The organism is Streptomyces argenteolus, assembly GCF_042902585.1.
Lineage (GTDB): Bacteria > Actinomycetota > Actinomycetes > Streptomycetales > Streptomycetaceae > Streptomyces > Streptomyces argenteolus.
In genome coordinates this window covers 872,195-889,421 of the sequence record NZ_JBIBEG010000001.1, presented here as the reverse complement: position 1 = coordinate 889,421, position 17,227 = coordinate 872,195, and the positions used below count along the sequence as shown (strand labels likewise).

Annotated in this window: 17 protein-coding genes; 5 read left to right on the top strand and 12 right to left on the bottom strand. The window is 72.2% G+C overall.

Annotated elements, in window-relative coordinates; genetic code table 11:
- Positions 1–47: 47 nt before the first annotated feature.
- Genes ACFY8O_RS03910 through deoC form a run of 3 tightly spaced genes read right to left on the bottom strand, consistent with a single transcriptional unit; the run spans position 48 to position 3,365 of the window.
- On the bottom strand, positions 48–944 hold the full coding sequence (locus tag ACFY8O_RS03910; RefSeq protein ID WP_387898532.1) for an aldehyde dehydrogenase family protein: 897 nt from the start codon (positions 942–944) through the stop codon (positions 48–50).
- The gene (locus ACFY8O_RS03905) at positions 937–2,373 is read right to left on the bottom strand and encodes an aldehyde dehydrogenase family protein (RefSeq protein ID WP_361582404.1); all 1,437 of its coding nucleotides are present in this window, start codon (positions 2,371–2,373) and stop codon (positions 937–939) included. The genes ACFY8O_RS03910 and ACFY8O_RS03905 overlap by 8 nt, the downstream gene beginning before the upstream one ends.
- Before the next feature lie 5 nt (positions 2,374–2,378).
- A complete protein-coding gene (deoC, locus tag ACFY8O_RS03900) occupies positions 2,379–3,365 on the bottom strand; it encodes a deoxyribose-phosphate aldolase (RefSeq protein ID WP_387899562.1) in 987 nt (328 codons plus the stop codon).
- Positions 3,366–3,489: 124 nt separating this feature from the next.
- On the opposite strand from deoC, the gene ACFY8O_RS03895 reads away from it, so the two are divergent.
- The gene (locus ACFY8O_RS03895; protein WP_145803774.1) at positions 3,490–4,128 is read left to right on the top strand and encodes a PH domain-containing protein; all 639 of its coding nucleotides are present in this window, start codon (positions 3,490–3,492) and stop codon (positions 4,126–4,128) included.
- Positions 4,129–4,252: 124 nt separating this feature from the next.
- On the opposite strand, the gene ACFY8O_RS03890 is transcribed toward ACFY8O_RS03895, so the two are convergent.
- From ACFY8O_RS03890 to ACFY8O_RS03880, 3 genes are all read right to left on the bottom strand, one after another.
- Positions 4,253–5,893: a phospho-sugar mutase gene (locus tag ACFY8O_RS03890; protein WP_387898530.1), complete on the bottom strand. Its 1,641-nt coding sequence runs from the start codon at positions 5,891–5,893 to the stop codon at positions 4,253–4,255.
- A gap of 93 nt (positions 5,894–5,986) precedes the next feature.
- A complete protein-coding gene (locus ACFY8O_RS03885) occupies positions 5,987–6,811 on the bottom strand; it encodes a purine-nucleoside phosphorylase (protein WP_145803772.1) in 825 nt (274 codons plus the stop codon).
- A gap of 104 nt (positions 6,812–6,915) precedes the next feature.
- The gene (locus tag ACFY8O_RS03880; RefSeq protein WP_073746014.1) at positions 6,916–7,353 is read right to left on the bottom strand and encodes a gamma-glutamylcyclotransferase; all 438 of its coding nucleotides are present in this window, start codon (positions 7,351–7,353) and stop codon (positions 6,916–6,918) included.
- Between the two features lie 254 nt (positions 7,354–7,607).
- On the opposite strand from ACFY8O_RS03880, the gene ACFY8O_RS03875 reads away from it, so the two are divergent.
- Positions 7,608–9,047: an NAD(P)H-quinone dehydrogenase gene (locus ACFY8O_RS03875; RefSeq protein WP_145803771.1), complete on the top strand. Its 1,440-nt coding sequence runs from the start codon at positions 7,608–7,610 to the stop codon at positions 9,045–9,047.
- A gap of 121 nt (positions 9,048–9,168) precedes the next feature.
- A complete protein-coding gene (locus ACFY8O_RS03870) occupies positions 9,169–10,137 on the top strand; it encodes a DeoR/GlpR family DNA-binding transcription regulator (protein WP_145803769.1) in 969 nt (322 codons plus the stop codon).
- Between the two features lie 86 nt (positions 10,138–10,223).
- Here ACFY8O_RS03870 and ACFY8O_RS03865 read toward each other — a convergent pair whose 3' ends face one another.
- Both ACFY8O_RS03865 and ACFY8O_RS03860 read right to left on the bottom strand, forming a co-directional pair.
- Entirely contained in the window at positions 10,224–10,826 is a 603-nt protein-coding gene (locus tag ACFY8O_RS03865) for a TetR/AcrR family transcriptional regulator (RefSeq protein WP_145803768.1), read from the bottom strand.
- 89 nt (positions 10,827–10,915) lie between these two features.
- A complete protein-coding gene (locus ACFY8O_RS03860; protein WP_387898524.1) occupies positions 10,916–12,670 on the bottom strand; it encodes an acetyl/propionyl/methylcrotonyl-CoA carboxylase subunit alpha in 1,755 nt (584 codons plus the stop codon).
- 368 nt (positions 12,671–13,038) lie between these two features.
- Between ACFY8O_RS03860 and ACFY8O_RS03855 the strand changes: the two genes are divergently transcribed.
- Positions 13,039–13,485: a hypothetical protein gene (locus ACFY8O_RS03855; RefSeq protein ID WP_387899559.1), complete on the top strand. Its 447-nt coding sequence runs from the start codon at positions 13,039–13,041 to the stop codon at positions 13,483–13,485.
- A 42-nt stretch (positions 13,486–13,527) separates the two neighbouring features.
- Here the strand turns inward: ACFY8O_RS03855 and ACFY8O_RS03850 are convergent, their stop codons facing one another.
- From ACFY8O_RS03850 to ACFY8O_RS03835, 4 genes are all read right to left on the bottom strand, one after another.
- A complete protein-coding gene (locus tag ACFY8O_RS03850; protein ID WP_208765966.1) occupies positions 13,528–14,139 on the bottom strand; it encodes a nucleoside triphosphate pyrophosphatase in 612 nt (203 codons plus the stop codon).
- 20 nt (positions 14,140–14,159) lie between these two features.
- Positions 14,160–14,288, bottom strand: a complete 129-nt coding sequence (mmpB, locus tag ACFY8O_RS03845) for a morphogenic membrane protein MmpB (protein WP_387898520.1) — start codon at positions 14,286–14,288, stop codon at positions 14,160–14,162.
- A 72-nt stretch (positions 14,289–14,360) separates the two neighbouring features.
- A complete protein-coding gene (locus ACFY8O_RS03840; RefSeq protein ID WP_145803765.1) occupies positions 14,361–14,567 on the bottom strand; it encodes an acyl-CoA carboxylase subunit epsilon in 207 nt (68 codons plus the stop codon).
- A 15-nt stretch (positions 14,568–14,582) separates the two neighbouring features.
- The gene (locus ACFY8O_RS03835) at positions 14,583–16,163 is read right to left on the bottom strand and encodes an acyl-CoA carboxylase subunit beta (protein ID WP_387898517.1); all 1,581 of its coding nucleotides are present in this window, start codon (positions 16,161–16,163) and stop codon (positions 14,583–14,585) included.
- A gap of 180 nt (positions 16,164–16,343) precedes the next feature.
- Between ACFY8O_RS03835 and ACFY8O_RS03830 the strand changes: the two genes are divergently transcribed.
- Entirely contained in the window at positions 16,344–17,213 is an 870-nt protein-coding gene (locus ACFY8O_RS03830; RefSeq protein WP_387898514.1) for a biotin--[acetyl-CoA-carboxylase] ligase, read from the top strand.
- Positions 17,214–17,227 lie beyond the last annotated feature (14 nt).

Sequence of the window (17,227 nt, the reverse complement as noted above, 5' to 3'; positions counted from 1 at the left end):
ACGCGTGCGGGTGGGGCCGCCGGAACGGGCGGCCCCACCCGCGGGGGTCAGTACGAGGAGCCTGAGGCTCCCAGGGCGCCCGTCGGGTGCCAGACCGTCTTGGTCTCCAGGAAGGCCGTCAGGCGCAGGGTGCCGGGATCGGCGGCCCAGTCACCCGTGTCCACAGCCTGTGGACGCAGGACGCGCTTGAGGTTGTCCGCCGCCGCGATCTCCAGCTCCTTCGCCAGAGCGGCGTCGGCGCCCGTGAGGTCGATGGCGTTGACGTCCTGGTGGGACGCCAGGGGAGCCGCGAGCTCCGCCGTGGCGCCCGACAGGATGTTCACCACGCCGCCCGGCAGGTCCGAGGTCGCGAGGACCTCGCCCAGCGAGAGCGCGGGCAGCGGCGCGTCCGCGGAGGCGACGACGACCGCCGTGTTGCCCGTGGCGATCACCGGGGCGATCACCGAGACCAGCCCGAGGAACGACGACTCCTGGGGCGCCAGCACGGTGACCACACCGGTGGGCTCGGGGGTCGAGAGGTTGAAGAACGGGCCCGCGACCGGGTTCGCCCCGCCCACGATCTGGCCGATCTTGTCGGTCCAGCCCGCGTACCAGACCCAGCGGTCGACCGCCGCGTCCACGACGCCGGCCGCCTTGGACTTCGACAGTCCCTCGGCGTCCGCCACCTCGCGGACGAACTGCTCGCGACGGCCCTCCAGCATCTCGGCGACGCGGTAGAGGATCTGGCCGCGGTTGTACGCCGTCGCGCCGGACCAGCCGCCGAACGCCTTGCGCGCGGCCACGACCGCGTCACGGGCGTCCTTGCGGGAGGACTGCGGGACGTTCGCCAGCCACTTGCCCTTCGAGTCCGTCACCTCGTACACCCGGCCGCTCTCGGAGCGGGGGAACTTGCCCCCGACGTACAGCTTGTAGGTCTTGAAGACGCTCAGTCGCCCGTCAGACATCGAGGTAGGCCTCCAGACCGTGACGGCCGCCCTCGCGGCCGAAGCCCGACTCCTTGTAACCGCCGAACGGCGAGGTCGGGTCGAACTTGTTGAACGTGTTGGCCCAGACGACGCCCGCCCGGAGTTTGTTCGCCACCGCGAGGATGCGGGAGCCCTTCTCCGTCCAGATGCCCGCGGAGAGGCCGTACTGGCTGTTGTTGGCCTTGGCGACGGCCTCGTCCGGGGTCCGGAAGGTGAGCACCGACAGCACCGGGCCGAAGATCTCGTCCCGGGCGACGGTGTGCGCCTGGGTGACGTCGGTGAACAGGGTCGGCGCGAACCAGTAGCCCGATGACGGCAGTTCGCACGGCGCCGTCCAGCGCTCGGCGCCCTCCGCCTCACCGGTCTCGACGAGCGCGGTGATCCGGGAGAGCTGCTCCGCGGAGTTGATGGCGCCGATGTCGGTGTTCTTGTCCAGCGGGTCGCCGAGGCGGAGCGTGGACAGCCGGCGCTTGAGGGAGTGCAGCACCTCGTCGCGCACCGACTCCTGCACGAGCAGCCGTGAACCCGCGCAGCAGACCTGGCCCTGGTTGAAGAAGATGCCGGTGACGATGCCCTCGACGGCCTGGTCGACCGGGGCGTCGTCGAAGACGATGTTGGCGCCCTTGCCGCCCAGTTCGAGCGTGGCCTTCTTGTCCGTGCCCGCGATCTGGCGGGCGATGGCCTTGCCGACGGCGGTGGAGCCGGTGAAGGCGACCTTGTTCACGTCGGGGTGCTCGACCAGGGCCGAGCCCGCGTCGCCGTACCCCGTCAGGATGTTGACGACGCCCTTCGGCAGCCCTGCCTGGCGGCAGATGTCGGCGAAGAACAGGGCGGACAGCGGCGTCGTCTCCGCCGGCTTCAGGACCACCGTGTTGCCGGTGGCGAGCGCCGGGGCGATCTTCCAGGCCAGCATCAGGAGCGGGAAGTTCCACGGGATGATCTGGCCGGCCACGCCGAGCGGGCGGGGGTTCGCGCCGTAGCCCGCGTGGTCCAGCTTGTCGGCCCAGCCCGCGTAGTAGAAGAAGTGCGCGGCGACGAGGGGGAGGTCCGCGTCGCGGGTCTCCCTGATCGGCTTGCCGTTGTCCAGGGTCTCCAGGACGGCGAGCTCCCTGGAGCGCTCCTGGATGATCCGGGCGATCCTGAAGAGGTACTTGGCGCGCTCGGAGCCGGGCAGCGCCGACCACTTCTCGAACGCCCTGCGGGCCGCCTTCACGGCCCGGTCCACGTCCTCGGCGCCGGCCCGGGCGACCTCGGAGAGCACCTCCTCGGACGAGGGGCTGACCGTCTTGAAGACCTTGCCGTCCGCCGCCTCGGTGAACTCACCGTCGATGAACAGGCCGTACGAGGGGGCGATGTCGACGACGGAGCGGGACTCCGGCGCGGGTGCGTAATCGAAAGCAGATGCCATGGGGATCAGTCCACCGTCACGTAATCGGGGCCGGAGTAGCGGCCGGTGCTGAGCTTCTGGCGCTGCATCAGCAGGTCGTTCAGCAGGCTGGAGGCGCCGAAGCGGAACCAGTGGTTGTCCAGCCAGTCCTCGCCCGCGGTCTCGTTCACCAGGACGAGGAACTTGATCGCGTCCTTCGAGGTCCGGATGCCGCCCGCGGGCTTCACGCCGATCTGCACGCCCGTCTGCTCACGGAAGTCGCGCACGGCCTCCAGCATCAGCAGGGTGTTCGCGGGCGTCGCGTTCGTCCCGACCTTGCCGGTCGACGTCTTGATGAAGTCGGCGCCGGCCAGCATCCCGAGCCAGGAGGCCCGGCGGATGTTGTCGTACGTGGAGAGCTCGCCGGTCTCGAAGATGACCTTGAGCCGTGCCGAGCCGCACTCGGCCTTCACGGCGAGGATCTCCTCGTAGACCTTCAGGTAGCGGCCCGAGAGGAAGGCGCCGCGGTCGATCACCATGTCGATCTCGTCGGCCCCGGCCGCCACCGCGTCGCGTACGTCCGCGAGCTTGACGTCCAGCGCCGCCCGCCCGGCGGGGAAGGCCGTCGCGACGGACGCCACCTTCACGCCAGAGCCGGCCAGCGCCGCGGCGGCGGTCTCGGCCATGTCGGGGTAGACGCAGACCGCGGCGGTGCGCGGGGTCGTGCGGTCGGTCGGGTCGGGGTTGACGGCCTTGGCGGCGAGCGCCCGGACCTTGCCCGGGGTGTCGGCGCCTTCCAGCGTCGTGAGGTCGATCATCGAGATGGCGAGATCGATGGCGTACGCCTTGGCGGTCGTCTTGATCGATCGGGTCCCGAGCGAGGCGGCGCGGGCTTCGAGACCGACCGGGTCGACGCCGGGCAGCCCGTGCAGGAAGCGGCGCAGCGCACTGTCGGACGCCGTCGCGTCGGCGAGGAGGGCACCTCCCTGCTCGGACGGAGCTGAGAGCTTGGGGGACGGGGCAGTGGTGGGCATGGTCACCACATGAGCATATCTACGCGCGTAGCGACCTGTACAGGGCCCTCCCCGATCCGGGCCTTGCGCGGACCGCGCCGGGCCGCGCCCCGCCCGCCGGCCCGCTTCAGGCAGAATCGGGACCATGACGAGCCCCACACCCCCCACCGAGCCCGCCCACGCCGACCGGACGTACCGCTCCGGCGCCGGGCTGGTCAGCGGCGCGCTGCTGATCCTGCTGGCCGGCTGGATCGGCGGCGACGCGGTGTTCCGGGGCGAGGGGCACGTGCCGTGGCTGGCGCTGGCCGCGCTGCTGGCGGTGGTCCCGCTGATCGTCGCCTTCACGCTGCGCCCCGCGGTCTTCGCCGACGAGGAACGGATCCGCATCCGCAACCCGTTCCGCACGATCGTGCTGCCCTGGACCGACGTCTCCACGGTGCGCGCCGCCTACTCCAGCGAGATCTTCACCCACGCCGGCGGCAGGTACCAGCTGTGGGCGGTCCCGGTCTCGCTGCGCGAGCGCAAGAGGGCGGCGAGGAAGGCCTCCCAGCAGGCGCACGACGACCCGTACGGCAGGACCTCCGTGCACGCCGACGTCCGGGACGCGCAGGCCCGCGCCGCCGCCGCGGACCGGACGGTGAGCGACCTGCGGGAGCTGGCCGAGCGGGCCGCCGCACGCAAGGCCGTGCCCACGACCACCGCGTCGGTGCGCTGGGCCTACGAGGTGATCGCCCCCGCCGTGGTCGGCGCGGTCCTGCTCGCGGTGCTGCTGGCGATCGGCTGACGCCCGCCCCGGGGCGGGCGCCGGCGAGCGGCCGGCGCCTGCCCCGGCGGAGCGGCGCGGGGCGGCGTGCGCCGGCGCCGTGGACGGCGTCGGGGCACCACGGATCACGCCGCGCCCCGCCCGGTCAGATCCCCGCGGCCTCGGCCAGGTCCCGCTTGATGGCGCCCAGCAGCTCCGTGGCCCGCTCCCGGGCGGCCGGAAGGCCCTCCGCGTCGGGGACGGGGACCACGACCTCCAGGTAGCACTTGAGCTTCGGCTCGGTGCCGCTCGGCCGGACGATGACCCGCGCGCCCGTCAGGTGGTAGCGCAGCCCGTCCGTCGGCGGCAGGGCGTCCGTGCCCAGCGAGAGGTCCTCGGCCGAGGTGACGGGGAGGCCCGCCAGGGAGGCCGGGGGGCTCTCGCGCAGGCGCCGCATGGCGTCCGCGATGACCGTCAGGTCCTCCACCCGTACCGACAGCTGGTCCGTGGCGTGCAGGCCGTGTTCGAGCGCGAGGCCGTCGAGCAGGTCCAGGAGGGTGCGGCCCTCCTCCTTCAGCACCGAGGCCAGTTCGGCGATCAGCAGGGCTGCCGTGATGCCGTCCTTGTCGCGGACGCCCTCGGGGTCCACGCAGTAGCCGAGTGCTTCCTCGTAGCCGTACCGCAGGCCGTCGACGCGGGCGATCCACTTGAAGCCCGTCAGCGTCTCCTCGTACCCGAGGCCGGCCTTCTCCGCGATGCGGCCCAGCAGCGACGAGGACACGATCGACTCGGCGAAGACCCCCGTCGCGCCCCGGCCCACCAGGTGCGCGGCGAGCAGCGCGCCGACCTCGTCGCCCCGCAGCATCCGCCAGCCGCCCTCGGCCGAGGCGTCCGGGACGGCCACCGCGCAGCGGTCGGCGTCCGGGTCGTTGGCGATGACGAGGTCCGGCTCGGCCCGGCGCGCGGTCGCGAACGCCAGATCCATGGCGCCGGGCTCCTCCGGGTTGGGGAAGGCGACGGTCGGGAACGCCGGGTCGGGGTCGGCCTGTTCGGTCACCAGCACGGGCTCGGGGAACCCCGCCCGGGCGAAGGCGGCGGTCAGGACCGCCGTGCCGACGCCGTGCATCGCGGTGTACACGGTGCGGGCGGACCGGGGGGAGCCGGGGCTCAGGACGGCGTCCGTACGGGCGAGATAGGCGGCCAGGACCTCGTCGCCGAGGGTCTCCCAGCCGGACTCCGGGCGGGGTACGCCGTCGAGCGGACCGACCGCCGCGATCGCCGCGGCGATCTCCGCGTCGGCCGGGGGCACGATCTGCGACCCGTCACCGAGGTAGACCTTGTAGCCGTTGTCGCGCGGCGGATTGTGGCTGGCCGTGACCTCCACGCCCGCGACCGCCCCCAGATGCCGTATGGCGAAGGCCAGGACGGGGGTGGGCAGCGGGCGGGGGAGCACGGCCGCGCGCAGACCCGCCCCGGTCATCACGGCCGCGGTGTCCCGGGCGAAGTCGGCGGATTTGTAGCGGGCGTCGTAGCCGATGACGACGAGTCCGCCGGTCTCCCCCCGCGCCTTCAGATGGGCGGCGAGCCCCGCGGCGGCACGGATGACGACGGAGCGGTTCATGCGCATCGGCCCCGCGCCGATCTCCCCGCGCAGTCCGGCCGTGCCGAACTGGAGCGTGCCCGCGAAGCGGTCGGCGAGCGCCGTGAGGTCCCCGGCGTCCAGGAGCCCGGCGAGCTCCGCCCGGGTCTCGGGGTCCGGGTCCTCGGCGAGCCAGGTCCTGGCCCGCGTGATGAGGTCCTGCTGCACGGTGTCCGCCTTTCTGCGGGTACGGGGGATGGGGGCCGGCCGGGGCTGCGCCCCCGGCACCGGCGCCTCGGGATCAGGCGCGGCCGGTGGTGCTCAGATACGGTCCAGTACCCGCGCCAGCAGCGCACCCATCCGGGTGGCCGAGTCACGGCCGGCCTGGAGGACCTCCTCGTGGTTCAGGGGTTCTCCGCTCAGACCCGCGGCCAGGTTGGTGACCAGCGAGATGCCCAGCACCTCGGCGCCCGCCTCACGCGCGGCGATGGCCTCGAGCACCGTGGACATGCCGACGAGGTCGCCGCCCATGACCCGGACCATGTTGATCTCGGCCGGGGTCTCGTAGTGGGGGCCGGGGAACTGCACGTACACGCCCTCTTCGAGCGTCTCGTCGATCTCCTTGCACAGGGCGCGCAGCCGCGGCGAGTACAGGTCGGTCAGGTCGATGAAGTTCGCGCCCACGATCGGCGAGGCCGCAGTGAGGTTGATGTGGTCGCTGATGAGGACCGGCTGGCCGGGGCGCATGCCCTCGCGCAGCCCCCCGCAGCCGTTCGTCAGGATGACGGTCCCGCAGCCCGCCGCGGCGGCCGTGCGGACGCCGTGGGCGACGGCGGCGACCCCGCGGCCCTCGTAGTAGTGGGTGCGGCCCAGGAAGACCAGGACGCGCTTCTCCCCGATGCGGTACGAGCGGATCGTGCCGCCGTGCCCCTCCACCGCGGGAGCGGGGAAGCCGGGCAGCGCGGTGACCGGGAACTCGGCCTCCGGGACGCCGAGCGCATCGCCTGCGGGGGCCCACCCGGAGCCCATCACCAGAGCGACGTCGTGGGTCTCGGCGCCGGTCAGCTCGCGCAGGCGGGCGGCGGCGTCGGCAGCGGCGGCGTGGGGGTCGCCCTGGATGTGGTCCGGAATAACAGATGCGTTCACGCGGATGAGGGTAACCGGTGATTCCCTACGCGCGTAGATGCGTCTGCGCAGAGTCTGGCCGGTCGTACTCGTACGTTCCTACGGAAGGGGCCCGGAGGCCGTGCTCAGCAAGGGTGCTTGCGCAGGTTCATCACATAGTCGTGCGGCGCGCCCGCGGACTCGGCGGCGTCCGCCACCTCGCCCAGATAGCGCGCGGAGGGCAGCCCGCCCTCGTAGCCGTTGAGGACGTACATCCAGGCCGGTTCCTCACCGTCCAGCGTGTGCACGCGCACCCGCATGCGGCGGTAGATGTCGAGGCCCACGCCCTCCCAGCGGTCCATGGAGTCCTCGTCCATGGGAGCCAGGTCGTACAACGCGACGAACACCTGGGAACGGGGTGCCTCCACCACCGTGGCCAGCGCGCCCTCCCAGCCCATCTGCTCCCCGCCGAAGGTCAGCCGCCAGCCGTTGAGCCAGCCCGTGCCGCGCAGCGGGGAGTGCGGAGCGCGGCGGGTCATCAGCCGCGCGTCGAGGTTGCCGGCGTACGCGGCGTAGAGCGACATGGGGTCGAGGGTACGGGAGGTGACGAGGGGTGTGCCGGTTCCGATGGGGAAGACCCCCCGGTCGTGAGCGCACGCCGGGGCGGCGGGAGGCCGTGTCCCGGCCAGGCACGTTCCCGTATGGAGGGCCCCGGGGCGAAGCACCTTGGCGCGTGCGGGACAATGAACTACGTACTGCATACGCCGGGGCGACCCCCCGGACCCCCGGCCGGGGCGGCAGACGGCCGTGGGATGACACCACGCGAGGCGGACTTTTCGTGACCCGGATCGTGATCATCGGCGGCGGCCCCGGCGGCTACGAGGCGGCACTGGTCGGCGCCCAGCTCGGCGCGGAGGTGACCGTCGTCGACTGCGACGGCCTCGGCGGCGCGTCGGTACTCACCGACTGCGTGCCCTCCAAGACCCTGATCGCGACGGCAGAGGTGATGACCACCTTCGACTCCTCGTACGAGGAGCTCGGCATCATCGTCGCGGACGACACCCCGCACCTGGAGCAGGCCGCGCGGGTCGTCGGCGTCGACCTCGGCAAGGTCAACCGGCGCGTCAAGCGCCTCGCGCTCGCCCAGTCCCACGACATCACCGCCTCCGTCACCCGCGCCGGCGCCAGGGTCGTGCGCGGTCGCGGCAGGCTCGACGGGCTCCAGGCCGCCGACGGGTCCCGGCAGGTCGTGGTGACCGCGGCCGACGGCACCGAGGAGCGGCTGACCGCCGACGCCGTGCTGATAGCGACCGGCGGCCACCCCCGGGAGATCCCGGACGCGCAGCCCGACGGCGAGCGCATCCTGAACTGGACCCAGGTCTACGACCTGGACGAGCTCCCCGAGGAGCTCATCGTCGTCGGCTCCGGTGTGACCGGAGCCGAGTTCGCCGGTGCCTACCAGGCGCTCGGCTCGCGCGTGACCCTCGTCTCCTCCCGTGACCGCGTGCTGCCGGGCGAGGACCCGGACGCCGCCGCCGTCCTGGAGGACGTCTTCCGGCGCCGCGGCATGAACGTCATGGCCCGCTCCCGCGCCCAGTCGGCCAAGCGTGTCGGCGACCGTGTCGAGGTCACGCTGGCGGACGGCCGCGTCATCTCCGGCACCCACTGCCTGATGGCCGTCGGCGCGATCCCGAACACCGCGGGCATGGGCCTGGAGGAGGCCGGCGTCCTGCTCAAGGAGTCCGGCCACATCCGCACCGACCGGGTCTCGCGCACCAGCGCCCCGGGGGTCTACGCCGCCGGTGACGTCACCGGGATCTTCGCGCTGGCCTCCGTCGCCGCGATGCAGGGCCGGATCGCGATGTACCACTTCCTCGGGGACGCCGTGGCGCCGCTGAACCTGAAGACCGTGTCCGCGAACGTCTTCACCGACCCGGAGATCGCCACCGTCGGGTACAGCCAGGCCGACGTCGACTCCGGCAAGATCGACGCCCGTGTCGTGAAGCTGCCGCTCCTGCGCAACCCGCGCGCCAAGATGCAGGGCATCCGGGACGGTTTCGTCAAGATCTTCTGCCGGCCCGGCACCGGCATCGTGGTCGGCGGCTGCGTCGTGGCGCCGCGCGCCAGTGAACTGATCCACCCCATCTCGCTCGCCGTCGACAACAACCTGACGGTCGAGCAGATCGCCAACGCCTTCACCGTGTATCCGTCGCTGTCCGGCTCGATCGCCGAGGTGGCCCGGCAGTTGCACACCCGTAAGAGCACGGGCGAGGCGTAGCGAGGACGTTCCGACCACGACAGGGCCCCCTATACCACCAGGGGGCCCTGTCCATGTACAACTTCTGTTATTCGGCGCAAACTGCTGAAAAGCAACCTACGACCAGGTTACTGTCAGTTTCGTGTTCGCTGCAGAACGTCGTCAATTGATCCTCGAAATGGTGCGCGCCAACGGGGCGGTATCGCTCCGTGAGCTCGCCCGCGTCGTCCAGACCTCCGAAGTGACCGTACGGCGGGACGTGCGGGCACTGGAGGCAGAAGGACTCCTCGACCGCCGGCACGGCGGTGCGGTCTTGCCGGGCGGTTTTACGCGGGAGTCCGGCTTTCCGCAGAAATCCCATCTCTCCACCGCGGAGAAGACGGCCATCGCCGACCTGGCGGCGGGGCTGGTCGGTGAGGGCGAGGCCGTGGTGGTCGGCGCCGGGACGACCACGCAGGAGCTGGCCCGCCGGCTCGCGCGGGTGCCCGGCCTGACCGTGGTCACCAACTCGCTGCTGGTCGCCCAGGCGTTGGCCCATGCCAACCGGGTGGAGGTGGTGATGACCGGAGGCACCCTGCGCGGGAGCAACTACGCGCTGGTCGGCAGCGGGGCCGAGCAGTCCCTCCAAGGGCTGCGGGTCTCCCGGGCGTTCCTCTCCGGGAGCGGGCTGACCGCCGAGCGCGGGCTCTCCACGTCCAACATGCTCTCGGCGAGCGTTGACCGGGCGCTGGTGCAGGCCGCGGCGGAGGTGGTGGTCCTCGCGGACCACACGAAGCTCGGCTCCGACACCATGTTCCAGACCGTGCCCACGGAACTGATCACCCGTCTGGTGACGGACGAGCCGCCGGCCCACGACGAGCGTGCGGCCACGGAGCTACAGGCCCTGGCCGACCAGGGCGTGGAGATCACGGTGGCGGGACCCGACACGGAGTCCCCGGCCAACGAGTCCCTGCCGCCGGGGCGCCAGCCCCGGCAGGACATGCCGCTGCCGGGCCAGCGGCGTACGCAGGGCGGTCACGGAGGGCCCGCGGGGCTCGGCCCTCAGCTGCGGAGCGCGGCGGCGCTCGCGGAGGGGCCGGTGGGACGGGTCGCGGACCTGCGGCGGCGGTAGGGGTCTCCCGTCCGGATCAGGCCGGACCGGAGACCGGGTCCGGGGCGCGTGAGCCCCGGACGCGAGGAGCGCACGCGCGCAGGGCCTCAGCCGCCCGGTGCGGCCGGATCGGCCTTCAGGCCGCGCAGGGTCAGGCGCAGCAGGCGACCGGCCAGCGCCGGGTCCGTCGGTGTCTGCTCGGCGGCCAGGGCGATCGCATTCGTCAGTTGCAGCAGGTCGTCGATCGACACGTCGGCCCGCACCGAGCCGTTCACCTGTGCCCGGGCCAGCAGCCGCGCCCCCGCCTGACGCAAGGGCACGTGGCACGGCGTCAGGGCGGAGGTCTCGTTGCCCGACGCGGACATGAGCGCCTGCGCCAGGCCCCGGTACTCGCCCGCGTGGGTCACGATCGCGCCCAGCCACTCCACCAGGGCCGTGCAGGGCTGCTCGGCCTGCTCCAGTTCTCCGGAGCGCGCGAGCAGCGCGGTCAGGGCCTCCTGGAACACCGCGTTCATCAGGGCTTCGCGGTTCGGGAAGTGCCGGTAGAGCGTGCCGATGCCCACGCCCGCCCGCCGGGCCACGTCCTCCAGGGAGGCGTCCGTGCCGTGCGCCGCGAAGGACGCCCGGGCCTCGGCCAGCAGCCGGTCGTAGTTGCGGCGCGCGTCGGCGCGCATGGGCCGGGCCGGTGTCGCTGCCGTGCTCATCGCCATCGCCGTGTCCTTCCGGAGTCCGCTTCGGGTCCCAGGATGCCACTGGGGGCCCGGCAGGTGCCGGGCCCCCAGTGCAGAAGAACGTGCGCTCAGTCCTTGATCTCGCAGATCACCGCGCCGGAGGAGACCGACGTGCCGACCTCGGCCGACAGTCCCTTCACCGTGCCGGAGCGGTGGGCGTTGAGGGGCTGCTCCATCTTCATCGCTTCGAGTACGACGACGAGGTCGCCCTCCTTGACCTCCTGGCCCTCCTCGACCGCGATCTTCACGATCGTGCCCTGCATCGGGGAGGCGAGGGTGTCGCCCGAGGCGGCGCTGCCGGCCTTCTTCGCCGCGCGGCGCTTCGGCTTCGCACCGGCCGCCAGGCCCGTACGCGCCAGGCTCATGCCGAGCGACGAGGGCAGCGAGACCTCCAGGCGCTTGCCGCCGACCTCGACCACGACGGTCTCGCGGCCGGACTCCTCGTCCGCCTCGAGGTCCGCGGGCACCGCGAACGGCTTGATCTCGTTGACGAACTCCGTCTCGATCCAGCGAGTGTGCACCCGGAAGGGGTCCGAGGTGAACGCCGGGTCGACCACGACCGCGCGGTGGAACGGGATGGCCGTGGCCATGCCCTCGACCTGGAACTCGGCCAGCGCACGGGCCGCGCGCTGCAGGGCCTGCTCACGGGTCGCGCCGGTCACGATCAGCTTGGCCAGCAGGGAGTCCCACGCCGGGCCGATGACCGAACCCGTCTCGACACCCGCGTCCAGCCGGACACCCGGACCGCTCGGCGGGGCGAAGGAGGTGACGGTGCCCGGAGCCGGCAGGAAGCCGCGGCCCGGGTCCTCGCCGTTGATCCGGAACTCGAACGAGTGGCCGCGCACGGCCGGGTCGCCGTAGCCGAGCTCCTCGCCGTCGGCGATGCGGAACATCTCGCGCACGAGGTCCAGGCCGGAGACCTCCTCCGTGACCGGGTGCTCGACCTGGAGGCGGGTGTTGACCTCCAGGAACGAGATCGTGCCGTCCAGGCCGACCAGGAACTCGACCGTGCCGGCGCCGACGTAGCCGGCTTCCTTGAGGATCGCCTTCGACGCGGAGTACAGCTCCGCGTTCTGCTCGTCGGTCAGGAAGGGCGCGGGCGCCTCCTCGACCAGCTTCTGGTGGCGGCGCTGGAGCGAGCAGTCACGGGTGGACACGACGACCACGTTGCCGTGGGAGTCGGCCAGGCACTGGGTCTCCACGTGGCGCGGCTTGTCGAGGTAGCGCTCGACGAAGCACTCGCCCCGGCCGAACGCCGCGACGGCCTCGCGGACCGCGGAGTCGTACAGCTCCGGGATCTCCTCCAGCGTGCGGGCCACCTTCAGGCCACGGCCGCCACCGCCGAACGCGGCCTTGATCGCGATCGGCAGGCCGTTCTTCTCGGCGAACTCCACGACCTCGGCCGAGCCGCTCACCGGGTCCGGCGTGCCGGCCACCAGCGGCGCGCCCGCGCGCTGCGCGATGTGACGGGCGGCCACCTTGTCGCCGAGGTCCCGGATCGCCTGCGGGGGCGGGCCGATCCACGTCAGGCCGGCGTCCAGCACGGCCTGCGCGAACTCGGCGTTCTCCGAGAGGAAGCCGTAACCGGGGTGGATCGCGTCCGCCCCTGAATCCTTGGCGGCCTGGAGCACCTTGGCCATGTCCAGGTAGCTGGCGGCCGGGGTGTCACCGCCCAGAGCGAACGCCTCGTCGGCCGCGCGCACATGCAGAGCATCCCGGTCCGGATCGGCGTAGACGGCTACGCTCGCGATTCCGGCATCCCGGCAAGCCCGAGCAACGCGGACAGCGATTTCGCCACGGTTGGCGATGAGCACCTTGCGCACGATGACTCCCTCCTTGAGAACAAGCTGAGTTTAGGGACTACCGACACGGCCGTACGACCCGTCCCCAATAGTGAACTTGCCCACACGGAGTGTGATTCGAGGATTCCTCGAGTCGCGAAATCCCTTGTCGCACCACGGTACGCCGGGATCCTGAACCGCACAGTAGCCACGAAGTGTGGCCCAAGTCTCTGTCCGGACGGTCAACGCCGCGCGGCGTTTCTTTGTGGACTCCCTACGAACGGCCGAGAGAATCTTTGCCGCACGCCCGGGGGCGGCGCCGTCCGTGCGCCCCCTCTTGTCCGAAGCATTACCGGTTAGTAGGGTCCGCGCTATCGCACGTACTACAGGTAACAGGGGGTGGCGCCGTGCTGCGCAGACCGGTGGCGTTCGTGACCGCGGTCGTGCTGTTCGTGGAGGCCGTGGGCATCGTGCTCGTCAACGGCGTCCTCGCGACGGTGGCCGGCAACCAGAGCATGTCGCTGGCCGGGATGGACCCCGACGCCATGGTCACCGGGACCTGGGTGATGGGCGGGGTGTCCGGGGTCCTGCTCGTGCTCTGCGGGGTGATACCGCTGGTGGCGGGGATACGGGACCGCTCCCCGGGCCGCGTCGCGCGGATCGCCCTCATCGCCTGCGCGGTCGTGCACGGCGTGCTGGGCGCCCTCGCGGTGGGGCTGTTCGGCTGGGCGGCCTTCGCCTTCCTGATGGCCGTCCTGGCGCTGATCGTGCTGACCCTGGTGATGTACGAGCGCGCGGGGCCGGCCGGGGACGGGCCCGCCACGGCCGGCGCCGAAGGGGCGCCGGCGGCGGTGTGAGCCGGCGCCGCGGCCGGGCCGCAGGTTCCTGCAGAAGGGCGGTCAGACCCACAAGTCGGTGACGGAGAAGCCCAGTTCCCCCAGGAGCCGGCGCAGCAGCGGCAGCGAGAGACCGATGACGTTCCCGTGGCTGCCCTCGATCGCCTCGACGAACGGCGCCGAGCGGCCGTCCAGGGTGAACGCCCCGGCGACGTGGAGGGGCTCGCCCGAGGCGACGTAGGCCGCCACCTCGGCGTCGGTGGGCTCCCCGAACCTGACGACGGTGGACGCGGTCTCGGACGCCGTACGGCCGGTCGCCGTGTCGACGACGCTGTGCCCCGTCCGCAGGATCCCCGACCTGCCGCGCATGGACTTCCAGCGGGCGGTGGCCTCCTCGGCGTCGGCCGGCTTGCCGAACGCCTCGCCGTCCAGCTCCAGCACCGAGTCGCAACCGATGACGAGCGCGCCCGCGGCCTCGGGGCGGGCCGCGACGGCGGCGGCCTTGGCCTCGGCCAGGACGAGCGCCAGCGCGGCCGGGGTCGGCGCGCCGATCGCGTCCTCGTCCACACCGCTGACGATCACCTCGGGGGCGAAACCGGCCTGGCGCAGGAGGCCGAGGCGGGCGGGGGACGCGGAGGCGAGCACGAGGCGGCGCTGATCAGTCATACCGGCCATCGTAGGCGGGGCCGGGCGCCTCAGCGGATGCCCAGGACGAACATCGCCACGACCATGGCGAGCGCGAGCAGCAGCCCCGCGCGGCGCAGCATGGCCTGGGCGTCGCGCAGTTCCTCGGGCGGCTTGTTCTCGGGGTCGGACCACAGCATGCTTCCGATGGTGCTCCCGGCACGGCTGCGGCGCCTGAGTACGCGTACTCAAGCGCCGTTCACCGCTCCGCCTCAGGACGGCCAGTACGTTCGTGCCCACGAGCGGGGCCCCGGCCGCAGCGCGCCCCGGCGGGCGATCCGCCCCGGGTCCGACCACTGCTCGGGCGGCAGCGGCGCCCCCGACGGGACGACGGCCACCGCGGCGGCGCGCGCCCGGACCACCGCGAGCGCGGCGGCGAGCTCCTCCGGGGTCGGATTGCCCCGTACGACCTTGATCATGGTGACTCCCGGTGGCTAGAGGGGGATGTTGCCGTGCTTCTTGGGCGGCAGCGACTCGCGCTTCGTACGGAGCTGGCGCAGGCCCTTCACCAGGTGTGCCCGGGTGTCGGACGGCATGATCACCGCGTCGACGTATCCGCGCTCGGCCGCGACGTAGGGGTTGAGCAGCGCGTCCTCGTAGTCGGCCATCAGCTCGGCGCGGGTGGCGTCGGGGTCCTCGGCGGCGGCGATCGTCCGCCGGTGCAGGATGTTCACCGCGCCCTGCGCGCCCATGACCGCGATCTGCGCGGTCGGCCAGGCGAGGTTCAGGTCGGCACCCAGGTGCTTGGACCCCATGACGTCGTACGCGCCGCCGAAGGCCTTGCGGGTGATCACGGTGATCAGCGGGACGGTCGCCTCGGCGTACGCGTAGATCAGCTTGGCGCCGCGGCGGATGATGCCGCCGTACTCCTGGTCGACGCCGGGCAGGAAGCCGGGCACGTCGACGAAGGTGAGCACCGGCACGTTGAACGCGTCGCACGTGCGGACGAAGCGGGCGGCCTTCTCGCTCGCGTCGATGTCGAGACAGCCGGCGAACTGCATCGGCTGGTTGGCGACGATGCCGACCGGATAGCCCTCGACGCGCCCGAATCCGGTGATGATGTTCGGCGCGAACAGGGCCTGGGTCTCCAGGAACTCCCCGTCGTCGAGCACGTGCTCGATCGTGGTGTGCATGTCGTACGGCTGGTTCGCCGAGTCCGGGATGAGGGTGTCGAGCTCGCGGTCCTCGTCCGTGGTCCCCAGGTCGGCCTCCTCGGGGAAGGCCGGGGCCTCGGAGAGGTTGTTCGACGGGAGGTAGGACAGCAGGGACTTGACGTACTCGATGGCGTCCTTCTCGTCGCCCGCCATGTGATGGGCCACGCCGGACGTGGTGTTGTGCGTGCGGGCGCCGCCCAGCTCCTCGAAGCCGACGTCCTCACCGGTGACCGTCTTGATGACGTCGGGCCCGGTGATGAACATGTGCGAGGTCTGGTCGACCATCACCGTGAAGTCGGTGATCGCGGGGGAGTAGACGGCACCGCCCGCGCACGGCCCGACGATCAGGGAGATCTGCGGGACGACACCCGAGGCGTGCACGTTGCGGCGGAAGATCTCGGCGAACAGGCCGAGCGCGGCCACACCCTCCTGGATGCGGGCGCCGCCGCCGTCGTTGATGCCGATGACCGGGCAGCCGGTCTTCATCGCGAAGTCCATGACCTTGACGATCTTCTCGCCGTAGACCTCGCCGAGCGAGCCCCCGAAGATCGTGAAGTCCTGCGAGTACACGCACACGGGACGGCCGTCGACCGTGCCGTAGCCGGTGACGACACCGTCCCCGTACGGGCGGTTCTTCTCGATGCCGAAATTGGTGGACCGATGCCGCGCGAACTCGTCGAGCTCCACGAAGGAACCCTCGTCGAGCAGGAGCTCGACGCGCTCACGGGCGGTCAACTTGCCCTTTGCGTGCTGCTTTTCCACGGCCCGGGCGGAACCTGCGTGTGTGGCCTCGTCGATACGGCGCTGCAGGTCCGCGATCTTTCCCGCGGTCGTGTGGATGTCGCTCTGCGGCTCGGACATCGGGTGGCGGCTCCCTGCCTGGTCACGGGGACGGCTGGTACATCCGGTACGTCGAGTGACGCGCTGGACCGGTATGTGCTCGACGGCTACCTGCTCGTCGGCTTCTTGCTACTGATCCGTAGCGTATCGGCGCGCATACGGTTCGGCAGTGCGTCGTTGGCCACACCTAATGTGGGTTGCATGACACCTCCCGATACGCCGCACAACCGCTGGTCGGACCTCGACAGGCCGCCCCTCAACCTCGCGGCCCTCCGCCGCGGGCTGCTGAGGCCGGACGGGCTGTGGAGCTCCCTCGACGTCGTCGAGACGACCGGCTCCACCAACTCCGACCTGGCGGCACGGGCCGCCGGCGGAGGGCTGGCGGAGGGGGCGGTGCTGGTCGCGGAGGAGCAGACCGCGGGGCGCGGGCGCCTCGACCGGACCTGGTCGGCGCCGCCCCGGTCGGGTCTCTTCCTCTCCGTCCATCTGACCCCGGGCGACGTGCCCGTCGAGCGGTGGGGCTGGCTGCCGCTGCTCACCGGCGTCGCCGCGGCCACGGGCCTCGCGCAGTCCGCCGGGGTCGACATGGCACTGAAATGGCCCAACGACCTCCTGGTCACCATCGCCGGCGAGGAACGCAAGACCGGCGGCATCCTCGCCGAGCGGGCGGGGGAGGGCGTCGTCATCGGCATCGGCCTCAACGTCTCGTTGCGCGCGGCCGAGCTCCCCGCGCCGCACGCCGGTTCGCTGGCACTCGCCGGGGCGGTGTCCACCGACCGCGAGACCCTGCTGCGGGCCGTCCTGCGTTCACTCGAACAGTGGTACGGGCAGTGGCGAGCAGCGGGCGGCGACGCCGCCGAGAGCGGCCTCCAGGCGGCCTACGCGGCGGGCTGCGCCACGCTCGACCGGACGGTGCGGGCGGAGCTGCCCGGCGACCGGTCCGTCGTCGGCGAGGCCGTCGCCATCGACGGCGACGGACGGCTCGTGCTGGCCACGGCCGAGGGACTCCAGGAACCGGTGTCGGCCGGTGACATCGTGCACCTGCGCGGCGAGGGGGGCGGACTGACCTGATCCGGCACCCTCCC